The 23,897-nt window shown below is 74.1% G+C and carries 23 protein-coding genes and 2 pseudogenes; 18 read left to right on the forward strand and 7 right to left on the reverse strand.

All coding sequences use genetic code 11. The features are described 5' to 3' along the window. Nucleotides 1-98 precede the first annotated feature (98 nt). Both ACWEQL_RS29870 and ACWEQL_RS29875 read left to right on the forward strand, forming a co-directional pair. The gene (locus ACWEQL_RS29870) at nt 99-329 is read left to right on the forward strand and encodes a hypothetical protein (RefSeq protein WP_452153454.1); all 231 of its coding nucleotides are present in this window, start codon (nt 99-101) and stop codon (nt 327-329) included. A 64-nt stretch (nt 330-393) separates the two neighbouring features. Then, nucleotides 394-1,083, forward strand: coding sequence for a hypothetical protein (locus tag ACWEQL_RS29875; RefSeq protein ID WP_452153455.1), 690 nt, complete (start codon nt 394-396; stop codon nt 1,081-1,083). Between the two features lie 59 nt (nt 1,084-1,142). On the opposite strand, the gene ACWEQL_RS29880 is transcribed toward ACWEQL_RS29875, so the two are convergent. Continuing rightward, on the reverse strand, nt 1,143-2,096 hold the full coding sequence (locus ACWEQL_RS29880; RefSeq protein ID WP_452153456.1) for an alpha/beta hydrolase family protein: 954 nt from the start codon (nt 2,094-2,096) through the stop codon (nt 1,143-1,145). Between the two features lie 167 nt (nt 2,097-2,263). On the opposite strand from ACWEQL_RS29880, the gene ACWEQL_RS29885 reads away from it, so the two are divergent. From ACWEQL_RS29885 to ACWEQL_RS29900, 4 genes are all read left to right on the forward strand, one after another. Next, on the forward strand, nt 2,264-2,857 hold the full coding sequence (locus ACWEQL_RS29885) for a TetR/AcrR family transcriptional regulator (protein ID WP_452153457.1): 594 nt from the start codon (nt 2,264-2,266) through the stop codon (nt 2,855-2,857). Nucleotides 2,858-3,078: 221 nt separating this feature from the next. After that, nucleotides 3,079-3,465: a VOC family protein gene (locus ACWEQL_RS29890; RefSeq protein ID WP_452153458.1), complete on the forward strand. Its 387-nt coding sequence runs from the start codon at nt 3,079-3,081 to the stop codon at nt 3,463-3,465. 38 nt (nt 3,466-3,503) lie between these two features. Next, the gene (locus tag ACWEQL_RS29895) at nt 3,504-4,124 is read left to right on the forward strand and encodes an NUDIX hydrolase (RefSeq protein ID WP_452153459.1); all 621 of its coding nucleotides are present in this window, start codon (nt 3,504-3,506) and stop codon (nt 4,122-4,124) included. Next, nucleotides 4,121-4,885, forward strand: coding sequence for a maleylpyruvate isomerase family mycothiol-dependent enzyme (locus ACWEQL_RS29900; RefSeq protein WP_452153460.1), 765 nt, complete (start codon nt 4,121-4,123; stop codon nt 4,883-4,885). The genes ACWEQL_RS29895 and ACWEQL_RS29900 overlap by 4 nt, the downstream gene beginning before the upstream one ends. A gap of 28 nt (nt 4,886-4,913) precedes the next feature. Here the strand turns inward: ACWEQL_RS29900 and ACWEQL_RS29905 are convergent. After that, a pseudogene (locus ACWEQL_RS29905) lies at nt 4,914-5,057 on the reverse strand (IS5 family transposase); the annotation flags it as partial. Nucleotides 5,058-5,161: 104 nt separating this feature from the next. On the opposite strand from ACWEQL_RS29905, the gene ACWEQL_RS29910 reads away from it, so the two are divergent. The 3 genes from ACWEQL_RS29910 (at nt 5,162) to ACWEQL_RS29920 (ending at nt 7,985) form a co-directional block, all read left to right on the forward strand. After that, complete coding sequence (locus tag ACWEQL_RS29910) at nt 5,162-5,677, forward strand: DinB family protein (RefSeq protein ID WP_452153461.1); 516 nt, start codon at nt 5,162-5,164, stop codon at nt 5,675-5,677. A 237-nt stretch (nt 5,678-5,914) separates the two neighbouring features. Further along, nucleotides 5,915-6,793, forward strand: coding sequence for a GNAT family N-acetyltransferase (locus tag ACWEQL_RS29915; protein WP_452153462.1), 879 nt, complete (start codon nt 5,915-5,917; stop codon nt 6,791-6,793). Between the two features lie 208 nt (nt 6,794-7,001). After that, a complete protein-coding gene (locus tag ACWEQL_RS29920; RefSeq protein WP_452153463.1) occupies nt 7,002-7,985 on the forward strand; it encodes a LysR family transcriptional regulator in 984 nt (327 codons plus the stop codon). A gap of 62 nt (nt 7,986-8,047) precedes the next feature. On the opposite strand, the gene ACWEQL_RS29925 is transcribed toward ACWEQL_RS29920, so the two are convergent. Then, nucleotides 8,048-9,064 carry a LysR family transcriptional regulator gene (locus ACWEQL_RS29925; protein ID WP_452153464.1) on the reverse strand — a complete coding sequence of 339 codons (1,017 nt, stop codon included), beginning with the start codon at nt 9,062-9,064 and terminating at the stop codon, nt 8,048-8,050. Nucleotides 9,065-9,213: 149 nt separating this feature from the next. Between ACWEQL_RS29925 and ACWEQL_RS29930 the strand changes: the two genes are divergently transcribed. After that, a complete protein-coding gene (locus tag ACWEQL_RS29930) occupies nt 9,214-10,041 on the forward strand; it encodes a S1 family peptidase (RefSeq protein WP_452153465.1) in 828 nt (275 codons plus the stop codon). A gap of 467 nt (nt 10,042-10,508) precedes the next feature. Here the strand turns inward: ACWEQL_RS29930 and ACWEQL_RS29935 are convergent, their stop codons facing one another. Continuing rightward, the gene (locus tag ACWEQL_RS29935) at nt 10,509-11,951 is read right to left on the reverse strand and encodes an MFS transporter (RefSeq protein WP_452153466.1); all 1,443 of its coding nucleotides are present in this window, start codon (nt 11,949-11,951) and stop codon (nt 10,509-10,511) included. Between the two features lie 107 nt (nt 11,952-12,058). Between ACWEQL_RS29935 and ACWEQL_RS29940 the strand changes: the two genes are divergently transcribed. After that, the gene (locus tag ACWEQL_RS29940) at nt 12,059-12,637 is read left to right on the forward strand and encodes a helix-turn-helix domain-containing protein (protein WP_452153467.1); all 579 of its coding nucleotides are present in this window, start codon (nt 12,059-12,061) and stop codon (nt 12,635-12,637) included. On the opposite strand, the gene ACWEQL_RS29945 is transcribed toward ACWEQL_RS29940, so the two are convergent. Beyond that, the gene (locus ACWEQL_RS29945) at nt 12,634-13,242 is read right to left on the reverse strand and encodes a hypothetical protein (RefSeq protein WP_452153468.1); all 609 of its coding nucleotides are present in this window, start codon (nt 13,240-13,242) and stop codon (nt 12,634-12,636) included. The genes ACWEQL_RS29940 and ACWEQL_RS29945 overlap by 4 nt on opposite strands. Nucleotides 13,243-13,659: 417 nt before the next feature. Here ACWEQL_RS29945 and ACWEQL_RS29950 point away from each other — a divergent pair, with 417 nt between their 5' ends. Both ACWEQL_RS29950 and ACWEQL_RS29955 read left to right on the forward strand, forming a co-directional pair. After that, on the forward strand, nt 13,660-14,043 hold the full coding sequence (locus tag ACWEQL_RS29950) for a CU044_2847 family protein (RefSeq protein ID WP_452153469.1): 384 nt from the start codon (nt 13,660-13,662) through the stop codon (nt 14,041-14,043). Continuing rightward, nucleotides 14,040-18,548 (forward strand): nSTAND1 domain-containing NTPase, encoded by a 4,509-nt coding sequence (locus ACWEQL_RS29955; protein WP_452153470.1) that lies wholly within the window; start codon nt 14,040-14,042, stop codon nt 18,546-18,548. The genes ACWEQL_RS29950 and ACWEQL_RS29955 overlap by 4 nt, the downstream gene beginning before the upstream one ends. A 31-nt stretch (nt 18,549-18,579) precedes the next feature. Here ACWEQL_RS29955 and ACWEQL_RS29960 read toward each other — a convergent pair whose 3' ends face one another. Both ACWEQL_RS29960 and ACWEQL_RS29965 read right to left on the reverse strand, forming a co-directional pair. Further along, on the reverse strand, nt 18,580-19,278 hold the full coding sequence (locus tag ACWEQL_RS29960; protein WP_452153471.1) for a phosphotransferase: 699 nt from the start codon (nt 19,276-19,278) through the stop codon (nt 18,580-18,582). 31 nt (nt 19,279-19,309) lie between these two features. After that, nucleotides 19,310-20,011 carry a hypothetical protein gene (locus tag ACWEQL_RS29965; protein WP_452153472.1) on the reverse strand — a complete coding sequence of 234 codons (702 nt, stop codon included), beginning with the start codon at nt 20,009-20,011 and terminating at the stop codon, nt 19,310-19,312. A 265-nt stretch (nt 20,012-20,276) separates the two neighbouring features. Here ACWEQL_RS29965 and ACWEQL_RS29970 point away from each other — a divergent pair, with 265 nt between their 5' ends. The 5 genes and pseudogenes from ACWEQL_RS29970 to ACWEQL_RS29990 form a co-directional block, all read left to right on the forward strand. Further along, the gene (locus tag ACWEQL_RS29970) at nt 20,277-21,086 is read left to right on the forward strand and encodes an alpha/beta fold hydrolase (protein ID WP_452153473.1); all 810 of its coding nucleotides are present in this window, start codon (nt 20,277-20,279) and stop codon (nt 21,084-21,086) included. Nucleotides 21,087-21,144: 58 nt separating this feature from the next. Further along, a complete protein-coding gene (locus ACWEQL_RS29975; protein WP_452153474.1) occupies nt 21,145-21,789 on the forward strand; it encodes a C39 family peptidase in 645 nt (214 codons plus the stop codon). A 79-nt stretch (nt 21,790-21,868) separates the two neighbouring features. Beyond that, on the forward strand, nt 21,869-22,552 hold the full coding sequence (gene rpe, locus ACWEQL_RS29980; RefSeq protein WP_452153475.1) for a ribulose-phosphate 3-epimerase: 684 nt from the start codon (nt 21,869-21,871) through the stop codon (nt 22,550-22,552). A gap of 70 nt (nt 22,553-22,622) precedes the next feature. After that, the gene (locus ACWEQL_RS29985; RefSeq protein WP_452153476.1) at nt 22,623-23,561 is read left to right on the forward strand and encodes an alpha/beta hydrolase; all 939 of its coding nucleotides are present in this window, start codon (nt 22,623-22,625) and stop codon (nt 23,559-23,561) included. A 136-nt stretch (nt 23,562-23,697) separates the two neighbouring features. Continuing rightward, a pseudogene (locus tag ACWEQL_RS29990) lies at nt 23,698-23,897 on the forward strand (pirin family protein); the annotation flags it as partial.

Raw genomic sequence — 23,897 nt, forward strand, 5'->3', positions numbered from 1 at the left:
TGCGCGATCTGGCACAACCGCACCACCGGCCAACCCGTCACCCGCTCATTGATCGCCTACGACCACTGACCGACTTCGGAACTACTCGTCTAGGGGAGTTGCCCACGGAATCCCGACTGTCGCGGCTCGCCCGCCAGCACCGTCGGCAAGCCACCGACGCGTACGAGGAACTGGTCGCCGCCCTCGCTGCGGCCTCCCTCGTCCTGCCGTCCGCCGGTATCGGTACGTCGTCCTCGTTCACCGGCGAGGTGCTGGTGGAGCTGGGCGGCGCCCGTCCCGACGTCGTCCAGCGGATCGCCGAACTCATCTGGCGGGGGCTCCGGCAGTGAACCGCGCCGGCCATCTCCACCACCCTCACCCTCACCGTTCGACCGACCGCGAGGACCGACCGTCGTGCACCCGACCTTCGCCTTCACCGACCCGGACGCCCTGCTCGCGCGCTGCGAGATCGCCAGCGTCCGGCTGACCCGTGACGACCCCGAGTACTCCGAGTACGCCAGGGGCTCCGTCGTCCCGGCCGGGCCCTGGCAGCCGCTGCCCGAGGGCCTGCTCGACCACCTCGCGCCGAGTGTGTTCACCCAGGACAACCGGCTCGTCGAACTCTTCGACCCGGACCGCGTCGCAGACCTCTCCGGCGCCGTCCGGCTCGGCTCCCGTACGTCCCCGCCGGACGCCCTGACCACCACCGTCGACCCCGACAGTGGCCGTCGCCCCGGTCTGCACGTCGACGGGTACCAGCAGCTGCGGTATGACGAGATGGCGAAGGCCCGACGGCTGCTCTGCGTCAACGAGGGCCCCGGCGCCCGCTACCTCCTCCTCGCGGACACCGACATCCGCGCCATCTGCCGGACGGTCCAGGCCCGGTACGAGACGCACCACCCGTGCACCAACGACGTGGGGCTGTTCGTCAGCACCCACAAGCCGCTGCGCGTCCTGCGTCTGCGCGTCGAACCCGGCGAGGCCTTCCTCGTGCCGACCGCGCTGCTCCCGCACGACGGCTCGACCGAGGGCCTGGAGAAGGAGTCCACCGTCACGTGCTGGCTCGGGCACTGGGAACGCGGGGAGTTCGGCTCACTGCTGTGAGCCCGAGCTTCGATCGCCGAGGCCGGGTCCGGGTGTCCTCGGCCGGAGTGCCTGGGGGGCTACTTGGCCTCGACTCGTCCGACCGGGTCGGGGTCGGTTGCCAGCGCCTCACATGCGGCCTGCCAGGCCGCGTTGCCGGGGTCGAGCCGGCTGTGGAGGTAGGCGGCGGTGAGTCGCCCGACGGCGGCGACCCGTTCGGGGTTCTCGTCGGTGGTCTCGGCGGCGTCGTATCCGGCGATCCCGCCGAGTCCGTGCTCCGCGTCGAACAGGGTGAGCAGGGACTTGGGGCCGGGGGCGAGGATGTAGGGGTCGGCGTGCCAGTCCGGCCCCATGTCGGTGAAGTGCCGGGAGTCGTCCTTGTCGCCTGCGACGACCAGAGCGGGAGCGGTCATGGTGGAGAAGTCGACGGCCCCGATGATCGGCCACTGCTCGGCCATGGGCCCGTTGAGGACGTCACCACCCCTGCCGGGCGCGGCGAGCAGCACGCCCGCCCTGATCCGCGGTTCGACCAGGTGCACCACGTTCCCGGTGTCGGGGTCGTTGAGTCCGGCGCCCAGCAGGAGGGCGGCGGTGAAGCCGCCGAGCGAGTGTCCGGCGAGGGCGACCTTGGTCCGGTCGATCCGTCCCGCGAGCTGGGGCACGGTGCGTTCGATCACGTCGAGCCGGTTCAGGACGTGGGTCATGTCCTCGGCGCGGGAGCGCCAGAAGTCCGGTGCGCCGGGGGCGTCGGCGACCAGGTGGCTCAGCGTCCGGGAGGTGAGGTGGGTGGGCTGGATGACGACGAATCCGTGTGCGGCCCAGGAGTTGGCGAGCGGCGCGTAGCCGTTCAGCGAGGACAGGTTGTTCGAGGGGCCGTGGCCGTGGGACAGCAGGATGACGGGAAGGCCGCTTCCGGTCTCGGGCGCGGAGACGCGCACCTGGAGGTCCACCGGCCGTCCGGGCACGGGCAGGACCACCGGGCTGTACGACAGGACGGGAACGGGGACGGGTGCGGTGTGGATGGATGCGCTCATGGTGAGCGGTTCTCCTTCTGCGGTGGGGTGTCGCGGCCGGCCCGGGGCCGGGTGGCGGCAGGCATTGGTCGGGGGCGTCCCGCTTCGGCTAACCTGAAACGGAACGCTGTGCCGCTTACTATCCGGAACGATGTTCCGCTTTGTCAACGGGTGTCGGAGGGAGAGTCGTGTCCAGCGAGAGCCACACAGGGAAGGTGGCGGCCCGGAGCAAGCGGGCCGATGCGCTGCGCAATCAGCAGGCGCTGCTCGCGGCCGCGGCCGAGGTGTTCGTGGCCTCCGGCGTCGACGCGCCGATCCGCCAGATCGCCGCCAGGGCGGGTGTCGGGACGGGAACGATCTACCGGCACTTCCCGACCCGGGCCGATCTCATCACGGCCGTCTACCGCCACCAGATCGAGGAGTGCGCGGAGGCGGGCCCGAAACTGCTGGCCGGCGCCGACTCCCCGTTCGCCGCACTGCGCCGGTGGATCGACCTCTTCGTCGACTTCCTGGTCACCAAGCACGGGCTGGCCGACGCGATGCAGTCGGACAGCAGCGGCTTCGCCGCGCTGCACGGATACTTCCTCGACCGCCTGCTGCCGGTCTGCGCGCAGTTGCTCGACGCCTCGGTCGAGGCGGGTGAGATCAGGGCGGGCACCCGGCCCTACGAACTGATGCGCGGCATCGGCAACCTGTGCATCGGAGGCGGAGACCCGCAGTACGACCCCCGGCGCCTGATCGAACTGCTCCTGGACGGACTGCAGCACCCGCGGCCGGCGTGACGCCGGCGGCAACCGCGCCACCAGGCGTCCGAGCAGCGCGCCTGCCGCCGGTACGAAGATCCGATATGGGCGCAGCGTGATCGGGGGACCGGCGACGCCGCGAAACGCCCGGGTACGGGGAGCGGGGGAGGTCCGGCCCGCTGCTCTGAGCCGGTGAGACGCCGGCGGCCGGGCGGCCGTTCTCCCGGTGGGCGGGGCTGAGCGTGCCTAGGGTGGCGGGCATGAGGATCTACGTCACCAGCGTCTTCGTCGACGACCAGGAGAAGGCCCTGCGGTTCTACACCGACGTGCTGGGCTTCGTGAAGAAGAACGACATCCCGCTCGGGGCGGCCCGGTGGCTGACCGTCGTCTCACCGGACGAGCCCGGCGGGACCGAACTGCTGCTGGAGCCCTCGGGCCACCCGGCGGTGCGTCCGTACAAGACGGCTCTGGTCCGCGACGGCATCCCGGCCGCCTCCTTCGCCGTGGACGACGTGGGGGCGGAGTTCAGCCGGCTGCGCGGGCTCGGCGTCCGCTTCACCCAGGACCCGATGACGATGGGCACGGTCACCACCGCGGTGTTCGACGACACCTGCGGCAACCTGATCCAGATCGTCCGCGTCGGATAGCGCCCGCCGAACCCGGCGCCCGCCGTACAGTCCGTGTCATGGCGAACGACACCACCGCGTCCACAGCGTCCTGGCGCGAGACCGAACGCACCACCGTGTTCAGCAAGTTCGGCAGGTCGGTGGACCGCGTGGGATTCCGGATGCCGGACGGCGGGAGAGGGGAGTTCTACCTCAAGCGCGAGCGGCCGGCCGGAGCGGTGCTCGCCCTCACCCCCGACCGGCGGGTCATCCTCGCCCGCCAGTACCGGCCCGGCCCCGCCCGCGTGCTGCACGAACTGCCCGGAGGCTTCGTCGAACCGGGTGAACGGGCCGCCGACGCCGTCGCCCGGGAACTGCTGGAGGAGACCGGCTATCGCGGCGAGGTCCGCGAGGTCGGGACGTACTGGCTCGACGCGTACTCCGACGCCCGCCGCTACGCCTTCGTGGCCACCGACTGCGTCAAGGTCGCCGAACCGCGGCCGGAGCGCAACGAGTTCATCGAGGTGGTCACCGTCGGCCTGGAGGAGTTCCGCACCCGCGTGCTCCCCGGCGGCGAGATGACCGACACCGCTGCCGCCTACCTCGCCCTGGACAGCATCGGGCTGCTCCAGAGGACATCTCATCCGGGGGTCTATATCGAGTGCGAGAGTTCCGGTCCGGGTGATACAAGGTTCGTGTGACTGATCATCTCCACTTCCCCACCCTGCTGCGGATGATTGACGAGCGTTCCGCCGCGTTCCGCGCCGCCGTCGCCGCGGCCCCCAGCCTCGACGCCGACGTCCCGTCCTGCCCGGGCTGGACGCTGTACGACCTGGCGAACCATCTCAGTGAGGGGGACCGCTTCTGGGCCTACATCGTGCTGAACACCGCGCCGGGCGACGAGCGGCCGAGCAAGGACGGGCTGGCGGCGCCCAGGGAGCGCGAGGCCCTCATAACCTGGCTGGCCGACTCGACGGAGCAGCTGCTCACCGCTCTGCGCGAGGCCGGCCCGGACCGGGGCTGCTGGGCCTGGTGGGAGCCGCTGGCCTCGCCGCACACGGTGGCCGCCGTGGCCCGCCGCCGCGTCCCGGAGTCGCTGATCCACACCTACGACGCCCAGCTGGCCTCCGGTACCCCGCAGGAGCTGCCGGCGACCGAGGCGGCCGACGCCATCGAGGAGTTCCTCGCCACCGTCTGCACCGGCACGGTCCCGTGGCCGGGCGAGCCCGCCACCATGGACTACCACGCGGCCGAGGCCGGCTCCTGGCGCCAGACGGTGGACGCCGCCGGTTCCCGCTTCACCCGCCTCACCGCGGCGGAGGCCGCCGAGAGCAAGCCCACCGCCGCCATCTACGGCACGGCGAGTGAGATGGCCCTGCTCATGTACATGCGCATCCCGGCCGGCCCGCTGCGGATGGAGGGCGATGCCGACCTGCTCCAGCAGCTGCAGAACTGGGGCTGACCGGGCGTTTCGTCCCTGAGTCCGGGGTTCAGGTTCCGTGCCAGGTCGGGGTGGTTTCGCCGGTGAGTCGGCGGGTCATGAGGCTGATCATCGCGACGTGGACCATGGCTTCGGAGCGGGCTGGTAGGGCCTCGTAGTCGCGGGCCAGGCGGCGGTTGTTCATGAGCCAGCCAGTTGGGCCCCAAAATGAGATGTCCTCCAACTCCTCCAGCGCGTTCGCCGGGTGCCGGAAAACCGGATGCCTCCGTCCGGGCCGCCCGGGTAGCGTGCGCCGACATGGCATCAGAACTGCAACGCCCCCCTCTCCAGGCGGACGAACGGACCGCGCTCATCGGCTGGCTGGACCTGCAGCGGCAGATCCTGCGCTGGAAGTGCGAGGGCTTGAGCGACGAGGACGCGCACCGCCCGGTCATCCCGACCTCCCCGGCCATGACGATGGCCGGCCTCGTCTCCCACATGCGCTGGACCGAGCACTGCTGGCTGGAGGTGCTGTTCCTCGGCGGCGACAAGAAGCAGAACCCCGCCTTCGACGAGTCCGACGAGGACGCCGACTGGCGGACCGGCGGCCGTCCGATCGTTGAACTCCTCGCGGAGTACGAGGCCCAGTGCGCCCGCAGCAACGAGATCGTCGCCGCGGCCTCCCTGGACGACGTCGGCCGCCACCCCGACTTCCACTCCGCCGGTGCCAACCTCCGCTGGATGCTCATCCACCTCGTGGAGGAGACCGGCCGCCACGCCGGGCACGCGGACATCGTCCGGGAGCTCCTCGACGGCTCCAAGGGCTACTACTAGGCCCTTACGAAGCAACCGTGCTGGTCGCGGCCATCAATGAGCGGCTGTGACCCCGCAGCCGCAGCGGTCTTCGGTTAACCCTTTGCCCAGGAGCCGACAGACCGGCTACGTTCTCCCAGCCGTCCATGTTGATCCGGACCGGCCCTGTCGACGAGGAGGTGTGGAGCACATGCGCAGGAGTGCCCAGCAGTTGAGCCCGCGTACTGACCGTTGCCACCTCCTCACGACGGAGACACCTTGTCGCTCCGCATCACCCCACTGACCGACCCCGCTCACGGGGCGCACAGCCGACGCCTTGCATGGCTGGCGTCCGACGCCGATTCCATCCCTGCCGGGACGGCCTTCCTGCGCCTGTTCGACGGCGGACAAGAGCACCTTGCCGAACTGACCCTCCACGTCCATCCCGTGGAGCGCCGCAAGGGCGTCGGCTCCCGGCTCCTTGACACTGCCGTGGCCGCCGCCCGGGACAACACCCGGCGCTGTGTCGTGGCGCAGGCCGGGGCCGGATCGCCCGGCGACCACTTCCTGTCGGCCCGCGGCTTCCGCAAGGTCCTCACCCTGAGGTACTCCCGCCTGCCCCTGGCCGATGTGGACATCCCCTCCCTGGCAGAGATCATCGAGCGTCCGCATTCCGGCTACCGGCTGGCATCCTGGCAGGGAACCGTCCCCGACGATCTCGCCCAGACCTTCGCCGACTCACGTCGCGCCATGGACGACATGCCCATGGAGGACACCGACCACGGCACCACGGCCTGGGACGTGGACCGGGTCCGGGCTGCGGCGAAGGCCGTCGCACAGCGCGGTGACCACCTGCACACCGTCGTCGCCATCGACACCTCCAACGGCTCGATCGCCGGGTTCACCGAACTCGTCGTGCCCGGCGGCGGCACAGGTGATGCCCAGCACTACGGCACCGGCGTGCTGCCCGAGCACCGCGGACACGGCCTCGGCCGCTGGATGAAGGCCGAGTCGATCCGACAGGCCCACGGGCACTATCCGGACCTCGGCGGCCTCCTGACCGACACCGCCGACAGCAACACGCACATGAGACACATCAGCGACAGCCTCGGCTACCTGCCCACGCACACGACACTGCGGTATCAGCTCGACCTGTAGGGACGAGAGGGCGGGCCGGACCTGGGTATCACCTCGTCCGGCCCGTCGGCACCTTCACACCAGGCCCTGGGCCCTGTCCGGTCGAGGCGCCGCCGTACGCGCACCTTCGCGAGTCCTTCGCGAGGACACCGGGCGCGGCGCCCCGGCGGTACGCCTCGGCCGGGCCACGGGCCTGGCCCAGGACGGGCGCCGCGCCCATACTCCTCGCATGGACCTGGAGGCGCGGCATCTTCGGTGCCTGGAAGCGGTGGCCACGGCCGGCAGCCTGAACAAGGCGGCCCACCTGATGGGGCTGTCCCAGCCGGCGCTCAGCGCGCAACTGCGCCGCATCGAGGCCGTGGTGGGCGGGGCGGTCTTCGAACGGGGCCCCTTCGGCGCGCGCGCCACGCCCCTGGGCGAGGTCCTGCTGCCGTACGCGGGGGAGGTGCTGCGCGGCCTGGACGAGCTGGCCCGCGCGGTCGAGGGGCACCGCGCGGCGGCCGGCGGGCGTTCGCTGCGGCTGGGGGTGCGGACGACGCCGCTGGCCCTGCTGATGTACGAGGTGGCATCCCGCCTCTTCCCGGGCGACATCGCCGAGCTGACGGTGCTCGACCGCTCGGCCGAGGCGATCGCCGCGCTGGTGCGGGGTGACGTCGACCTGGTGCTGCACACGGACTTCCCCGGCCGGCCGATCGTCGTGCCCGCCGGGGTGCGGATGACCGTGCTGGGATCGGAGCCCCTCTTCGTCGGGCTGCCCGACGGCCACCCGCTCACCGGGCGCACCGAGATCGACCTGGCGGAACTGGCGGGGACCACCTGGCTGGTGGCGGTCAACGGTGACGACGAGTTCGACCGGCACCTGATGGAGCAGTGCCGCCTGGCCGGCCACCCGAGCATGGTGACCCGCACCGTCGAACCCCTGCTGCTGGTGCAGCTGATGCGCCGCGGGGGCCCCGTGGTCACGGCCATGAACGCGCTGGGCAGCGGGCTGGCGGTCCCGGGGGTGGTCCGGGAGCTGCGGGGCAGCCCGGTCCGCACCCGGCACGTCCTGCTGTGGCGTCAGGACGGCGGCCCGGTCGACGGGGAGTTCGTCGGCCGGCTGCGGACGGGACTGCTGGACGCCTACCGCGCGGTCCTGCCGCACGACGGGCGGGTACCGGGGTGGTGGGAGCGCAACCCGGGCTGGCTGGGTTCGGCCCCGACCGGGCCGTGAGCCCCGGGCGGTACCCGGACCGCGGCGGTGGCGGCGTCCGCTCCGCACCGATCGCCGTGCCGTCACCCGTACGGCCGGTGGACGGCCGCCGGGCCCGGGGGCGTGGTGCGCCAGTACGGATGGCCGGCCAGCCAGGTGCGGTACGCGGGGGCCGCCTCGATGATCTCCCGCTGGGCGCGGACCAGATGCTCCCACAGACTCCGTACCCACGCGTCGGACAGGGGCCCGCCCGACCGCCAGTAGAGCACCGTGGCCATGGTGAGGGGCTCTCCGCGCAGCGGCAGCAGCACCAGCCCGGGGCCGGTCCGGCTGCCCGGCATCATCGGCAGCACCACGCGACCCTCCCGTACGAGGGCCAGGGCCGCCGCGTACTCGGCGCCGTGCACCGCCACCCGGTGCCCGGCCCGCCGGCAGGCCTCCGTCAACTGGGCGCCCAGATCGTCGTCGGACCCGGGCGGCAGGCACCACCGCTCGCCGGCCAGCTCGGAGAGGTCGGCCTCCGCCCGCCCGGCGAGGCGGTGCCCGGCGCAGACGCCCGCGAACAGCGGCTCCACGGCGACGATCGCCCCGCGCAGTGCCCCCTCCCCGCCGCCCTCCGCCCCCGGCGGTCCCGCCGTCGCCCCGGGCACGGGGAAGTGGGTGACCAGGGCGGCCTCGGTGCGCCCCGCGGCCAGCGCCGCGAGATGGCCGGCGGTACCGGTGGCGGTGGTGATCTGCACATCGCTGCCGGCCACCAGGGGCACGGCCACCGACAGTTGGGCCACCAGCAGCCCCGGCGCGCAGCCGATCCGTACCGCCGCCGGCCAGGCGTCCGCCCGGTGCCGGGCCGCCGCGGCGGTCATCCGCTCCACGGCGTCCAGCACCGTCCGCGCGTGCCCGATGACCACCTCGCCCAGCGGGGTCGGCAGCGCACCCCGCGCGCCGCGCCGGAACAGCGGCCCTCCCGCGGCCCGTTCGGCCTGGGCCAGGGCCTGGGACACCGACGGCTGGGCCATGCCCAGCCGCTGCGCCGCGACCGTCAGGCTGCCCTCGTCGGCGATCGCCTTGACCACCCGTAGCTGCCGCAACTCCAGGCTCATAGGCGGACCTTAGAACGGGATGGGATTACCGGGGAAGTCACCGGATTCCCATAGTGGGTTCATCCACCGGAACCCGGCACCGAACGCCGGGGACCGGTCCTCCCCCCCACACCCATCCCGGAGGAATCCCCGTGTCTCCCCGCACCCTCATGAGCAGTCTGTTCACGAGCCTGCTGCTAGGCGGCGCCGTGCTGACCGCCCCCGCCGCCACCGCGCAGGCCGTCCCCGCTCCCGAACCCGCCGTATCCGTCTCCGCCGGTGTCCAGCCGATCGTCGGCGGCGGCCAGGCGAGCGAGAACTACTCGTTCATGGCCTCCCTCCAGCAGCAGGGCCGCCATGGCTGCGGCGGCTCCCTGATCGCCGCGCAGTGGGTCGTCACCGCCGCCCACTGCGTCACCGACCGGCAGGGCGGCCAGACCCCGGCCCAGCAGATCCAGCTGCGCATCGGCTCGGCCGACTACACCCAGGGCACCGCCGCCGCCGTCCAGCGGATCATCCGTCACCCCCGCTACAGCGGAGACGTCTCCGGCGGCAACGACATCGCCCTGCTGCAACTGCGCGCCCCGGTGCAGAACCAGCCGGTCACCATCGCCTCCGGCTCGCCGTCCGAAGGCACTGCCACGCGACTGCTCGGCTGGGGCCAGACCTGTCCCCAGCAGGGATGCTCGCAGCAGCCGCCCCGCTACCTGAAGGAGCTGGACACCCGGATCAACCCCGACCGGATGTGCGCCGCGGGCTTCAACGGCGCCAACGAGCTGTGCGTGTACGGGACCCCGCAGGCCACCGCCTGCTACGGGGACTCCGGCGGTCCCGCCCTGGTCGGGGGCTCCGGCCGCTGGCAGCTGGTCGGCGCCACCAGCCGCGGCGGGCAGAACGCCGGTACCTGCGGCACCGGCAGCGCCACCATCTACACCGATGTGACCGCCCACCGGCAGTGGATCAGCCAGAACACCGGTGGGGCCCTGACCCGGCCCTGACCCGGTCCTGAGCCGGTATGACCGTCCCGCGTCGGGTGGCTCCCGGGTGGCGGCTCCGGCGGGAGCCGCCGACGCGGGGCACACCGGGTGCCGGAATGTGAGTGTTCCGGCACCCGGCCCGTACCGCCGAGAGCGCGGGGACGCCGGGCAGAGGAGGTACGGCCGCCCCACCGGTCGTACCGCGTCCGGTACGAGGCGGCGGGGCGGGTGGCTCGTCGGCGCCCCCGGGAGGGCGGTTCCGGACCGTCCCGCCCCGCCGCGCGCCACGTCCACGACGGCCGACCTCCCCCACGGACCCCGACGGCCGGCGTAGGACCCCGCGCACACGGAGATCGGCACGGCAGGACCTGCCGTGCCGACGCCCGTGAGGCCGGCGCAGCGCCACGAGCCCTGCGCCGGCCCCACGGGGACACTCGACGGGCCGCCCTCCACACACGGTGGAGGGCGGCCCGTCGGCTTCGGCGCCGCTACCGGCGGCCCGCCGGCGAACCGGCGGAGCCTCCCGGCGAGGTCCCCCGGCGGGCGGACAGGGCGACGAGCAGCAGTCCGCAGGCCGCCACCAGCATCCAGCCGGGGCGGGACGCCTCGGCCAGCTCCTCGGGGGCCGTGCCCGCGACCAGGGCGCCGGCGATCGCGATGCCCAGGGCGGCGCCGAGCTGGCGGGCCGTGGAGGTGATCGCGCCCGCGACCCCGGCGCGGGCGGGCGGCAGGCCGCTGACGGCGGTGTTGGTGATCGGGGCGTTGGCGAAACCGAAGCCGATGCCGATCAGCAGGTAGGCCAGCAGGAGCAGGCTCACGCTCGTGTCGTCGGCCAGGCCGACCAGGCAGAGGCCGCCGAGCGTGATGAAGGAACCGGCCACCAACAGCGGCCGGCGCGGGCCGATCCGGCCGACCAGCCGGCCCGACCAGGGCGCGCAGACGATCGCCCCGGCCGCCATCGGGAGGGTGGCCGAACCGGCGGCCAGCGGGGTCCAGCCGCGGGTGTGCTGGAGGTAGAGGGTGTTGAGCAGCATCGTCACGCTCAGCGCCACGAACACCGCCACCGCGCCCAGCGCCGCACCCGTGAACGCCGGGCGGCGGAACAGCCGCGGATCGATCAGCGGCTCCTCCCGCCGCGACTCCACCCGGACGAACCAGACCGTGGCGCCCGCCACGACCGCGTACGCGAGCAGCGCCGTCGGCGAGGCCCAGCCGATCCGCGGGCCCTCGATCAGCACGCCGACCGCCACCCCGATCAGCACGGTCAGCAGCAACTGGCCCGGCAGGTCCAGCCGTTGCGGCCGCGGCGCCCGGGACTCCGGCACGAACCGGGCGCTGAGCGCCAGCGCCACCGCGACCACCGGCAGGTTGACCCAGAACAGCGCCGGCCAGCCGAAGGCCGACAGCAGCGCCCCGCCGGTGACCGGCCCGGCCGCCATGCTCAGCCCGAACACCGCCGCCCAGACGCCGATCGCCTGCGCCCGCTCCTTGGGGTCGGGCATCGCGTTCACCACGATCGCCAGCGCCACCGGGCTCAGCATCGAGGCGCCGACGCCCTGCAGCACGCGGGCCGCGATCAGCAGGCCCAGCGAGGGCGCCAGCGCGCACAGCAGCGAGGCCACGCCGAAGACCGCCAGGCCCAGTCGGAACACCCGCCGCCGGCCGAAGCGGTCCGCCAGCGCGCCCGCCGAGATCAGCACGCTCGCCAGGACCAGGGTGTACGCGTCGACCGTCCATTCCAGGCCGCTGGTGCCGACGCCCAGGCCGGCGCCGATCTCCGGCAGGCCCACATTGACGATGCTGGTGTCCAGGCCCACCAGGAACATGCTCAGGCAGCAGACGGCCAGCACCGTCCAGCGGCCGCGGGCGCTCAGCGCGGGCGGGGAGGCGGGCAGGGGGATCGTTGTCGTGGCCACGGTGGTACCTCTCACGGTCCGGATCATCGGTGACCCGGTCAGAATCCGGCCGCCCCTCCCGTCCCGGACAGGAAATTTGCGGAAACCGCAAAAAGTGCCGTCGAGCGGCCACAATGGGCGGCATGGACGCGGAACTGGAACACGTACTCGCCGACATCGGCCCACGGCTGCGCGCGCTGCGCCGCGACCGGGGGCTCACCCTGGAGGCCCTCGCCGCCACCACCGGAATCTCCGTGAGCGTCCTCTCCCGGCTGGAGTCCGGCCTGCGGCGGCCCACCCTGGAGCTGCTGATCCCGCTCGCCCGCGTCCACCGGGTCGCGCTCGACCAGCTGATCGCCGCACCCGCCAGTGGCGACCCGCGCGTCCACCTCACCCCGCTGCACAAGGGCGGCGGGAGCGTGGTGGTGCCGCTCACCCAGTATCCGGGCCGTGTCCAGGTGTTCAAGCAGGTGCTCGGCCCGCGGGAGCCGAAGCCGGTCACCCACGCCGGCTACGAGTGGCTCTACGTGCTCGCCGGTGAGCTGCGGCTCATCCTGGGCGAACGCGACTTCACCCTGCGCCCCGGCGAGGTCGCCGAGTTCGACACCGGCGAACCGCACTGGTTCGGCCCGGCGGGCCGGGAGGCGGTGGAGATCCTGCACCTCTTCGGCCCCCACGGCGACCAGGCGGTGATCCGGGCCCGGCCCGCGGACGGGCACTAGCCATGACTTCCCCGCGCGGGAAGTCGGCTCGGCCGACTTCCTGCGCGGGGGTAGGCAGGCCCGGTCAGGGCGCCGGGCATCCAGACGAAGGCGTAGAGCAACTGGGCCGCGATCAGCGGCAGCGGCTGCCAGTACCCGTGCAGCACCAACAGCGTCGGCACGGCGCTGGGCACCAGGGCGATCAGCACGCCCACGCAGGCGCCGCGCTGCGCGTACGGTGCCTGGACGAGCAGCAGCGTGAGGGTGGGGACGGTCACCCAGGCCGCCACGGCGACGAGCGGCCAAAGGTGGCCCTCGAAGGTGGGTTCGCGGGGTGGCAACAGCGCATGGGCCAGGACCGCCAGGACGACCGGTGACAGGCAACAGGCCAGGTAGCGGACGGCCGCCCGGCCGAACCAGCGCATCTCGGCCTTCCACCGCGCCGCCGACCGGCCGACCAGCGGCCGGGCCGTGAGGAACAGCGCGGCCACGGCGCCGGACAGCTCCAGCGGGGCGAGGATCAAGAATTCGGCCGGGTATGCCAGCAGGCTCCACAGCACCAGTCCGACCGGCTGCGCCACCATGAGCACCACGGCCGCCCACCACCACAACCGTACGCAGGGCATCGGCTCCCTTTCAGCTTGAACGCGTTCAAAAGCTAGCACGGGATGGAGGGGGAGGAGGGGCAGAGGCTGGGTGGTGCGGAGGGGGGGAGGGGCTCGCGCGGTGGGGCGCCGAGGGGGGTGCGGAGGTGTGTGCGGGGCGGGCGCGCGCCGAGGGGGCCGGGGTGCTGGGGGTGGCTCGTGCGACGCGTGGGGAGGTGGTGGCCGTCCGTGTCGATTTCTGCCCGACTCGGGTCACTTGCAGTCGAGTTGACGGGAATCCCCGGTTCCGGGGGTGGCTTCGGGTACGGCCTTGTACGGTGAACCCCGCTGCCGTGGCGCGGCGCGGATCGCGTGGTTCCCGCGGGCCCGGCATGAGCGGGCGTGGCGCGGGGCAGTGGACACGTGCGTATCGGAACCAGTGAGGCTCAAGGGGGAGAGATGACGTATCTCGTCGAGCTGCCGGTCGGTTCGGTGGACGGGGGCCCGGATGTCGTACGGGTCGAGATCGAGCAGGCCGCGGAGGGCCTGGTGCAGGTGGCCCGGCCGGGGCAGGTGGTGGCGCGGGCCACCCGGTCGATGGGTGACATGCTGGCCGCGGTCAGGCCCGTGGCGCAGGACTTCGTCGACGGCTTCCGCGGCATGGTCCACGGGCCGGACGAGATCGGCATCGAGTTCGGGCTGTCGCTGTCCGCGGAGGCGGACGTGGTGATCACCAGCACCGCGGCCCAGGCCAACTTCAAGGTCTCGCTGACCTGGCACCGGGCCCGGGCCGGCGACGCGGGCGACGGCGCCGGGACGGCATCCGCACAGCCCGGGGCATGACGTCGCCGGGCCCCGGGCCCGTGGGGGGCGTCGGGGCGAGGGCGCTGGACGCGGCGGTGCTGCGGATCCACGACGCGCTGAGCAGGCCGGTCGGCGTGGGTTTCCTGGTGGCCCCGGACCGGGCCGTCACCTGTGCGCACGTGGTCTCGGCGGCGCTGGTCGGCCAGGGCATCGACGTGGGGGTCGGCTCCTGGGTCTTCGTGGACCTGCCGCTGCTGGCCGCGCAGGCCGGGCCGGACGGGCCCGCGGTGGCGGGTGTGCTGGCGGTCGTCGAGCACTGGGTGCCGCCGCGGCCGGACGGCGGCGGGGACGTCGCGGTGCTGCGGCTGGGTGCCCCGCTGGCCGGCGCCCGGCCGGTCCGGCCGTTGGACACCAGGTCGGAGGACGTCTGGGGCCACCCTGTGCGGGTGTTCGGGTTCCCGGTCGGGCGTTCGCACGGGGTCTGGCACTCCGGCGTGCTGCGGAACCGGCAGGCCGGCGGGCTGCTGCAGGTCGACCTCGCCTCCAGCGGCTACCGGGTCTCAGGGGGGTTCAGCGGCAGCCCGGTGTGGGACGAACGGCTCGGTGGAGTGGTCGGCATGATGATGCTGGCCGAGGTGGGGGAGCCCGCGGCGAGCTACCTGATCCCCACCGACGGCCTGACGGCGGCCTGGCCAGAGCTGCCGGCTCTCGCGCTGCCGCCGTCGCCGTTCCGCAGTCTGACCTCCTTCACGGAGGCGGACGCGCCGGTCTTCCACGGCCGGAGCGCCGAGAGCGACGAGGTCGCCCGTCTGGTGGCCCGCGAGCGCTGGGTCACCGTGGTCGGCCCCTCCGGCTCGGGGAAGTCGTCGCTGGCCATGGCCGGGGTGGTCCCCCGGTGCCGTGCCGCCGGGGCGCTGGTGGTGACCCTGCGGCCGGACTCCGGCAGCGGCCCGCTGTCCGCGCTGGCCGCCACACTGCTGCCCCTGCTGGAACCGGAGCTGACCGAGACGCAGCGCCTCGAACGGACTCCGGCCCTGGCCGCCGTGCTGGCCGGGCCGCAGGGCATCGCCGATGTCGTTCCCCTGCTCCTGGAACGGCACCGGGCGGGCCGACTCCTCATCGTGCTGGACCAGTTCGAGGAGCTCGTGGCAGCGGGCCCGGCCGCGGTCGACGAACTGGCCGCGGCGCTGTTCACCGACGCCCTGCCGGGCACGGTCCGGGTCCTGGCCACCCTGCGGGCCGACTTCCTGGAGGCGGCCCTCGCCCATCCGCGGCTCGGGCCGGTCGTGCGCCGGGAGGTGTACGCGCTCGGGCCGATGAGCCCCGAGCAACTGCACGAGGTCGTCACCGCGCCGGTCGACGCCGTCCCGGGCGTGCGGTACGCCCCCCACCTGGTCGAGCGGCTGCTGGCGGACACCGGGGGCGAACCCGGGGCGCTGCCGCTCCTGGGCTTCGCCCTCGACCTGCTCTGGCAGTACCAGGCGGACGGCCTGCTGACCCATCAGGCCTACGAGCGGCTCGGCGGGGTGAAGGGCGCCCTCGGCGTCTATGCCGGGGCCACCTACGGGAGGACGGTCCCGCCGGACGACGAGCCCGCGGCCCGCAGTCTGTTCACCCAGCTCGTCCGGGTGCCGTCGGGCACCGCGTCGGCGACCCGCCGCACGGCGCTGCGCACGGACCTCGGGGAGGACGAGTGGCGCGTGGCCCAGGGCCTCGCCACCGACCGGCTGCTGGTCATCGGCCGCAGCGCCGAGGGCGTCGAGACGGTGGAGCTCGCGCACGAGGCGCTGATCAACGCCTGGGAGAAGCTGCGGGACTGGGTGGAGGAGGACCGCTCGTTCCTGGTCTGGCGGGAGGTCCTGCGACACGACCGGGACCGCTGGGAGCGCGGCGGGCGCGAGCGCCGGCTGCTGCCGGGCGGTACCGCGCTGGCGGGCGCCCAGCCGTGGCTGCGCAGCCCCAACCCGAACCACCGGCTGAGCGAGGCCGAGCGCGACTTCCTGGAACGCGGGCGCCGTCACCGCCGGGCACGCCGCTGGCGGTGGCGGGCCGTGATCGCGGTGCTGTGCGCGGCGGCGGTGGTCGTGGCGACCTTGGTCGTGCGCAACGAGCAGCAGAAGGACGCCACCGAGGAGCAACGGGCGATCGCCGCCCGGCAGGCCGAGGCCGCCAACTCCAGGGACCTGGCGGCCCGCGCGCAGGCCGTCGGCGGCAACGACCCCGGGCTCGCCACCCAGTTCGCGATCGCCGCCTACCGCACGTCCCCTACCCCGGAGGCCTCGGCCCAGCTGTACGAGATGGCGGGCTCGCTGATGAACAGCGTGGTCGGCGACGCCGGGGGGCCGGTCCTGGCCGTCGCGGCCGCTGCCCGCGGGACGCTCGCCGCGGCCGTCAATGAGAAAGGGGCGGTGCGGATCTGGGATCTCGCCGAGCAGCCCGCCCCGGTCCTCCGCGCGACCGTCGACGCCGGCGGCGCGACGGGCATCGCCCTCACCCCGGACGGGTCCCATCTGGTGGCCGGGTGCGGCGCCGAGGCCGGCCTGTGCCTGTGGAGCCTGGCCGACCCCGGGAGGCCCGTGGTCGCGGCCCGGCTGCCCGAGATACCCGGCAGGTCGGGTGACAAGGCGAGCGTCCCCTCCGTGGCCGTCAGCGCGGACGGTACCCTTCTGGCGGCCGCCACCGGGGACGGGGACACCCTGCTGTGGTCGATTGCCCGACCGTCGGCCCCCACGGGTCTCGCCCGCATGCACAATCCGACCGCCGAGGCCCCGAAGAGCCTCGCCGCCGTCGCCTTCTCGCCGCAGGGGCGCCTGCTCGCCAGCACCGTCCTGGGCGGCACGACCCAGGTGTGGGGCCTCACCGACCCGGCCGCCCCGGCCCGACTCGCCTCCCTGGAGAAGGGGTACAAGGCGGTCGCGTTCAGCCCCGACGGCGCCTTACTGGCCGCTGCCAGCCAGCGGGAGGTCGGCGTCTGGAAGATCCAGGACCCGACGCGTCCCGAGCCGATCAGGGTGAGTGTGCAGGGATCCGCGAACATCAGCGCCGTGGCCTTCAGCCGGGACGGCAGCCAGCTCGCCTACGGCGGGACGGACGCCACGGATCCCAAGGGCGACCTGTGCCTCGCGCCGCTGTCCCCGAAGGGCACGGGCTCGGGTGCCGCGAACTGTCGCAAGGTGCCCTTCGGCCCGTTCGCCATGGTCACGCCCTCGCCCTCGGTCGGTGGGCTGCTGACCGCGGGCGACGACGGGGTGCTGCGCCGGTGGCGGGGGACGTCGCGGGGCCTCGACGCCGCCCGGCTGCCCGGCTTCATCGCGTCCTGGACCTTCAGCCCGGACGGAAGCCTCATGGCCGCACCGCAGTTCGGGGCGGTCGGGGAGGCCGAGTCGCGCCCGAAGTCCGTCGGGCTCTGGGACCTCTCCGCGTTCAAGGGCCCCGAGCTCGTCGCGACCCTGCCGGTCCAGGCGAGGACCACCGCGTTCATCCGTGCGGGAGCCCTGCTGACCGTCGGGTGGGACGGCGAGGTCGAGCTCTGGAACGTGAGTGATCCCCGCCATTCGCGCAAGGCGGCCTCCCTGGGCACCGCCGACTTCCCGGCCACCCCGTCGGGTATCGGTGACGTGATCATCACGTACGGGGTCACCTCGGGTGATGGCGGCCGTCTGGTGGCGGTGATCGGCAAGGGGGCGCTCCACCTCTGGCGGGTCACCGACGCGCTCGACGCGACGGAGGTCGGCTCGATCCCCGCCCCCGATACCGACCGCCACGACGCCGGCATCCTGGACAACGGCCGCACGGCCTACCTGGCGACCAAGAGCGGGTTCGCCTGGTGGGACATCAGCGACCCGGCGAAGCCGAGGCGCGCCGGCTCCTCGGAGATCAAGCCCCCGGACGGCTCCCCGGGCTCCGAGGAGGCCCTGAACATGGGCTCCGCCTACTCCCGGGGCACCCCGGCCGGCGCGGTCCTGGCCGTCACGAGCAAACCGGACAGCAGGTGCAAGTGCGCGGCCCTGGAACTGTTCCACTTCACCGGCGGCGGCGAGCCGACGTCGCGGGTGACCGTGCCCGGGGCCTTCGGAAGCGCGCTGGGGCTGAGCACCGACAACCGGCTGCTCGCGACAGGAGGGAACAACGGCAGCACGGTGTCCCTCTGGGACATCACCGATCCGAGGCAGCCCCGCGCCCAGCACACGATCCAGACGGTGCAGGACGTCAAGGGCGTCGAATTCGCCCAGCAGGGCACGCTCCTGGCCATCTGGAACGACACCACGGTCGAACTCTGGGACGTCGCCCGCCCCACCACGCCCGTCCTCGTCTCCCGGGTCACCGGTCAGAGCGGCGGCTCCAGGATCAAGGCGGTCGGGCTGGTGGCGACCGGACCCACGCTCCTCGTCGCCTCCCAGGCCACCGTCACGCTGCTCGACGCCGACCCCGCCAACCTCGCCACCCGCCTGTGCTCCTACACCACGGGCTCCCTCAGCCCCGCGCAGTGGCAGCGGTACGCGCCCAACATCGCCTACCGCGAACCGTGCCCCGGAGGTCGATGACCCCTACTGCGCGGCGTGGGGGCGATGACTCCTACGCCGCGCCGTGGCGGGCGGTCGTCTCGACGAGCCCGACGGCGCCGTCGAGCAGGGCGATCTCGTGCGGGGTGAGGGTGGGGTTGGCGGCGCGGCGGGCGCGGGCCTCGCCGAGGAGCAGCGGGCCCGTGCCGTCGAGGTGCCGGAGAAGGGCGGCGAGGAGCGTCCGGATCGCGCCCAGGGCCTGCGGGGGCAGGCCGGCGGGCATGCCGACCGCGACCTGGGCGAGGATCAGCGCCGACATCGCCGAGTCCAGACCGGGCGGGCCCTCGGCGGCCGTGCTCCAGTCGATCACCATCGGGCCGGCGTCGGTCAGCAGGACGTTCTCGGGATGCAGGTCGAGGTGGAGGATCCGGTGCGCGGGGTCGGCGGACCGGAGGGCCGGGACGGCGTGCAGACGGGTCAGCAGGCCGGCCAGGGCTTCGCCGGCCCGCTCCGGGGTGATCGCGCCGGCGAGGAGGGCCTGCGCCATGGTCGGGCCGGTGAGCCGCTGCATGACCAGGCCGTCGGGGCCGGGGGCGTCCTCGGGCCAGACGGCGGGCACCGGGTAGTCGTACCGCGCGAGGTGCGCCATCACGGCGGCCTCCTCGGCCGGGTCGCCGTGCGCGAGGTCGCGGTAGCACCGCAGCACGCGGTCGTCACCGAGGGCGTACACATCAGCCGTGCGGCCGGTGCCTATCAGTTCGCCGATCTCCATGGCGCGCAGCCTAGGGGTACGTGATCAGGCGTCAGAAGCCGCCCCCGCCTGCTGGACCCCCGCCTCCGGAGGTGGCGCCGCCCGTGCTGCCGCCGCGGCCGTAGGCGGCCCCGACGTGCCTGCCCGGCGGGGAGGGCGGGACCCGGGTGGTGCGGTGGACCCGGTGCTCCACCCGTACGGTCGGGCCCAGTCCTTCGGACAGCTCGCGATGCAGCGCCTCGGTGTCGGTGTCCGCGGGCAGCGTACGGGGCGGGACGTTCCGACGGGGGAGCTCCACCCGCAGGGTCACCGTGACGCCGGCGGGCCGGGGGTCGCCCTCGTACGGGACCTCCTCCTCGCGTGCGACGACGATCATGACGTCCGCCGTGGGCAGCGGCGGCAGCGGACCGTACCCGCGGACCACGACCACCGTGTCCGGGGCGGGGACGGGCGAGAACCGCAGCCGCAGCAGCCCGCGGAAGGAGTCCACCGCCAGCGGGACCCACCCGACCAGCGCGACCAGGCCCACCACGGCCAGCGCCACCCAGGCGGCCGTGGCCCAGCCCTGGTGCAGCCAGAAACGCGTGATCAGGCCGGCGGGCACGGCGAGGAGCAGGCCCACCGCCCCGAACAGCGGAACGATGAAGGTGGCGGAGAGCACACCCCTCCAGGCGCCCCTCGGCGACCCCTCTCCGGGGGCCAGCACCAGGTCGAGCGTGCCCTCGTCCGAACGTTCAAGTATCGGCTGGACCATGACACCACGTTAGGACCACCGGGGAGGCCGGGGAAGAGGGCGGGAGGCGCCCCGGTGCCGGTGGCGGTGGCGGTTGGGGGGCCGCTGCCCGGGCCCGGCCCGTCCGCGGCCTGCTGATCGCCGCCGACGGCGAGCCCGACGACGAGCCCGACGGTGAGCGGGCGCCGTCCCGGCGACGGCGGGTGACGGAAGGGGTGGGCCCCGGACGGGTGTGTCAGGCTGGTGGGGAGGGGGAGGGAGCGCGACCGAGGTCGGGAGGCCCGCAATGGCCGAGATCAGGGCGAACGGGGTGTCGCTGTACTACGAGTCCAGGGGTGCCGGGCCCGGCGTGGTGCTCGTCCACGGCTCCTGGGACGACGGCGACAGCTGGGCGCGGGTGGTGCCGGGGCTCGCCGAGCGGGCCACCGTCGTCACGTACGACCGGCGCGGCCACAGCCGCAGTGAGGACCCGCTCACCCAGGGTTCCGTCCACGAGGACGCGGCCGACCTCGCGGCGCTGATCGAGGGCCTGGGGCTGGCCCCGGCCTTCGTCTGCGGCAACTCCTACGGCGCGCTGATCGCCCTGCGGCTCGCCTCCGTCCGCCCCGAGCTGCTGCGCGGCCTGGCCGTGCACGAGCCGCCGGGCATCGGCCTGCTGCTCGCCGACCCCGACCTGCGCCCGGTCGCCACGGCCATGGACACGAAGATCGCGCCCGTCCGGGACCTCCTGGAGGCGGCCGAGTCCGCGGCCGCCGCCGAGCTGTTCGTGGACACCGTCGCCCTCGGCCCCGGCGCCTGGGCCCAGCTCCCGGCGCCCGTCCGGCACACCTTCATCCGCAACGCGCCCAGCTACCTCGACGAGCTGCGCGACCCCGACGCGCTCGACCTCGACCTGGACGCGCTCGCCGGGTTCCTCGAGCCCGCCCTGCTCACCCAGAGCGACGACAGCCCGCCGATGTACGGGGCGGTGCTGGACGCCGTCGACCTGGCCCTGCCCAAGGCGGAACGCCACCTCTACCAGGGCGCCGGGCACGTCCCGCACGTCTCCCGGCCGGAGGAGTGGGTCCGGGTGACGCTGCCGCGCGTGATCGTGTGAGCGTGACGCGGGGCGGGGTCGGCGATCGTCCCGCGCCCCGGCGTGAGAGCGTGGAGCCATGGTGAGGACGAGCGACGCGGCCGTGATCCACGAGGTGCCGTACTACGCGCAGTGGGAGTCCCCGGAGCTGGTCCGGGAGATCATCACCGGCGAGGTCGAGGCAGCCGAGGACCCCCGCTGGGGCCAGTCCGGCGCGCGCACCCCCGAGGAGTACGGCTGGTGGTCCTGGCGGCTGTGCGGGGTGGCCTGCCTGCGGATGGCCCTCGACCACTGGTGGGGCGTCTCGCCCGCCGCCATGCGGCTCGCCGAGGAGTGTGAGACGGCCGGCGCGTACGTCCGGGACGGCGACGGGCTGCGCGGGCTGATCCACATGCCGTTCGCGGACTACGTGCGCCGGCGCTGGGGCCTGAGCGCCGAGGCGCGGGAACTCACCCCCGAGGAGATCGCCGGGCTGTCCGCGGCCGGCCACCTGGTGATGCTCTCCGTCCACCCCGGGATCCGGGAACCGGCCGCGCCCGAGCCCGCCCGCCGCGGCGGCCACCTGGTGCTCGCGGTCGGCGCCGGACCGGAGGCGCTGGTGATCCACAACCCGTCCGGGTTCACCGGGCACTCGCAGGCGTTCGCGCAGGTCCCGTGGGCGGACTTCGGCCGCTGGTACGCGGGGAGGGGGATCGTGCTGGGCCCGCCGACCGGTGCGAGATGATGGGGCCGGTGCCGGCCCCCGGCACCTCGCTCGCCCGTGGGCACCCCCGGGTCACCACCCTCCTGTGAAGGCATCGGTCATGGCGCAGATCAACCCCAGCATCCTCTCCGCGGACTTCGCCAGGCTCGCCGACGAGGCCGAGGCCGTCAGGGGCTCGGACTGGCTGCACGTCGATGTGATGGACAACCACTTCGTGCCCAACCTGACCCTCGGCATGCCGATCGTCGAATCCCTCGCCCGCGCCACCGACATCCCGCTCGACTGCCACCTGATGATCGAGGACCCGGACCGCTGGGCCCCGCAGTACGTCGAGGCCGGCGCCGGCTCCGTCACCTTCCACGTCGAGGCCGCCGCCGCGCCCGTCCGGCTCGCCCGCGAGATCCGCGCCAAGGGCGCCCGCGCCTCCATGGCCCTCAAGCCCGGCACGCCCATCGAGCCCTTCGAGGACCTGCTGCCCGAGCTCGACATGCTGCTGATCATGACCGTCGAGCCCGGCTTCGGCGGCCAGGCCTTCCTCGACATCATGCTGCCCAAGATCCGCCGCACCCGGGAGCTGATCGACAAGCACGGCCTGGAACTGTGGCTCCAGGTCGACGGCGGCGTCTCCGCGAGCACCATCGAGCGCTGCGCCGAGGCCGGAGCCGACGTCTTCGTCGCCGGCTCCGCCGTGTACGGCGCCCAGGACCCGGGCGAGGCGGTCGCCAAGCTGCGTGCCCTCGCGGACGCGGCCGCGGCGGGGGCCTCCTGGGGCTGCAAGCACTGAGGTATCCGGGGCCGGGGGACGTCTTCGGGGTTCGTCGGAGGGGACGGGGGCCGGGGTGGAGCGGAGGACGTTGCTGAGGGCGGGTGCCGGGGCCGGGGTCGCGGCGGCGCTCGTCGGGTGCGGCACGGGCCCGCCGGCCGCCACCGGTTCGGCGACCGCTCCGGCCGTGGCCCCGGCGCGGGTGCGGCAGGAGGAGCGGCGCTCGGCCGCCCGGGGCACCGGCGTACGGCTGATCACCGTCCTGCCGCCCGGGCCGTCCGGCCGCGCATCAGGTGATCCGGCCGCCCCCGGCGACCTGCCCGTCTGCGTCGCCCTGCACGGCCGCGGCGCCGACGCCCGCGCCTGGCTCGACCTCGGCCTGCCCGAGGCGCTGGCCGCCGCCGTCGCCGCCGGGATCCCGCCGTTCGCGGTCGCCGCCGTCGACGGGGGCGACGCCACGTACTGGCGGCGCGTCCCCGACGGGGCGCCCGACGGCGGCGACGACCCCCAGCGGATGCTGCTGGAGGAACTCCCCGGCTGGCTCGCCGAGCAGGGCCTTCGCCCGCCGACGGCCGCGCTCGGCCTGTCCATGGGCGGCTTCGGCGCGTTGCGCCACGCCCGCCACCGGGGCGCCGGCTTCGGGCCGGTGGCGCTGCTCAGCCCCGCGCTGTTCCGTGACTGGCCGGCCGCCGAGGCCGTCCGGGTGTTCCGCGACGAGGCCGACTGGGCCGCCCACGAGCCGCTGCGCCACCAGGACGAGCCGTACGGCCGGCCGGTGGCGGTGTGGTGCGGCACCGAGGACCCGTTCTGCGACGCGGCCCGGCAGCTGGGCCGCGGCGGCGCGGGTGGTGGTGCGGGTACGGGCGGTGGCGCGGGTGGTGGGGGCACCGGTGGCAGTGGTGGCAGTGGTGGCGGGACGGGTGGCGGGGTGCGGGGGCACTTCGTGGCGGGCGGGCACACGCCCGCCTTCTGGCGGCAGGTGATGCCGGAGGCGGTCGCCTTCCTCGGCCGGGCCCTGGCGGAGCGGTAGGGCCGGCCCGACGCGGGGGCGGCCCCAACGCGCCCGTCGGCGATGCTTCTTCGGCGGGCACCGGTGATGGATGATCGGCCGTGACCCTCCCGGCCACCCCCGGCCGGCCCCGATCCGTACGGCGGTGGACCGCGACATGAGCAACCTCGATCTCAGGCCCGCACCGACCACCTGCGGCGCCGAAGCCAGCACCGGGCCGGTCAAGGACCTGCTCACCGGCCGCCTGGTCCCGCTCGGGGAGAGCACGGTGGTGCGGCGGCTGTTGCCGAACCTGGGGCGGCGGATGGTGGGCGCGTGGTGCTTCGTGGACCACTACGGTCCGGACGACATCGCGGA

The sequence above is a fragment of the Kitasatospora sp. NPDC004240 genome, from assembly GCF_053603215.1.

Excerpts from the sequence above, each read along its gene's own strand:
- ACWEQL_RS29965 (WP_452153472.1), bottom strand. The coding sequence starts at position 20,011 with ATGGTCCAGCCGATACTTGAACGTTCGGACGAGGGCACGCTCGACCTG.
- ACWEQL_RS29925 (WP_452153464.1), bottom strand. The coding sequence starts at position 9,064 with ATGAGCCTGGAGTTGCGGCAGCTACGGGTGGTCAAGGCGATCGCCGAC.
- ACWEQL_RS29940 (WP_452153467.1), top strand. The coding sequence starts at position 12,059 with ATGGACGCGGAACTGGAACACGTACTCGCCGACATCGGCCCACGGCTG.
- ACWEQL_RS29955 (WP_452153470.1), top strand. The coding sequence starts at position 14,040 with ATGACGTCGCCGGGCCCCGGGCCCGTGGGGGGCGTCGGGGCGAGGGCG.
- ACWEQL_RS29910 (WP_452153461.1), top strand. The coding sequence starts at position 5,162 with ATGGCATCAGAACTGCAACGCCCCCCTCTCCAGGCGGACGAACGGACC.
- ACWEQL_RS29920 (WP_452153463.1), top strand. The coding sequence starts at position 7,002 with ATGGACCTGGAGGCGCGGCATCTTCGGTGCCTGGAAGCGGTGGCCACG.
- ACWEQL_RS29895 (WP_452153459.1), top strand. The coding sequence starts at position 3,504 with ATGGCGAACGACACCACCGCGTCCACAGCGTCCTGGCGCGAGACCGAA.
- ACWEQL_RS29950 (WP_452153469.1), top strand. The coding sequence starts at position 13,660 with ATGACGTATCTCGTCGAGCTGCCGGTCGGTTCGGTGGACGGGGGCCCG.
- ACWEQL_RS29890 (WP_452153458.1), top strand. The coding sequence starts at position 3,079 with ATGAGGATCTACGTCACCAGCGTCTTCGTCGACGACCAGGAGAAGGCC.
- ACWEQL_RS29945 (WP_452153468.1), bottom strand. The coding sequence starts at position 13,242 with ATGCCCTGCGTACGGTTGTGGTGGTGGGCGGCCGTGGTGCTCATGGTG.
- ACWEQL_RS29960 (WP_452153471.1), bottom strand. The coding sequence starts at position 19,278 with ATGGAGATCGGCGAACTGATAGGCACCGGCCGCACGGCTGATGTGTAC.
- ACWEQL_RS29930 (WP_452153465.1), top strand. The coding sequence starts at position 9,214 with ATGAGCAGTCTGTTCACGAGCCTGCTGCTAGGCGGCGCCGTGCTGACC.
- ACWEQL_RS29975 (WP_452153474.1), top strand. The coding sequence starts at position 21,145 with ATGGTGAGGACGAGCGACGCGGCCGTGATCCACGAGGTGCCGTACTAC.
- ACWEQL_RS29880 (WP_452153456.1), bottom strand. The coding sequence starts at position 2,096 with ATGAGCGCATCCATCCACACCGCACCCGTCCCCGTTCCCGTCCTGTCG.
- ACWEQL_RS29970 (WP_452153473.1), top strand. The coding sequence starts at position 20,277 with ATGGCCGAGATCAGGGCGAACGGGGTGTCGCTGTACTACGAGTCCAGG.
- rpe (WP_452153475.1), top strand. The coding sequence starts at position 21,869 with ATGGCGCAGATCAACCCCAGCATCCTCTCCGCGGACTTCGCCAGGCTC.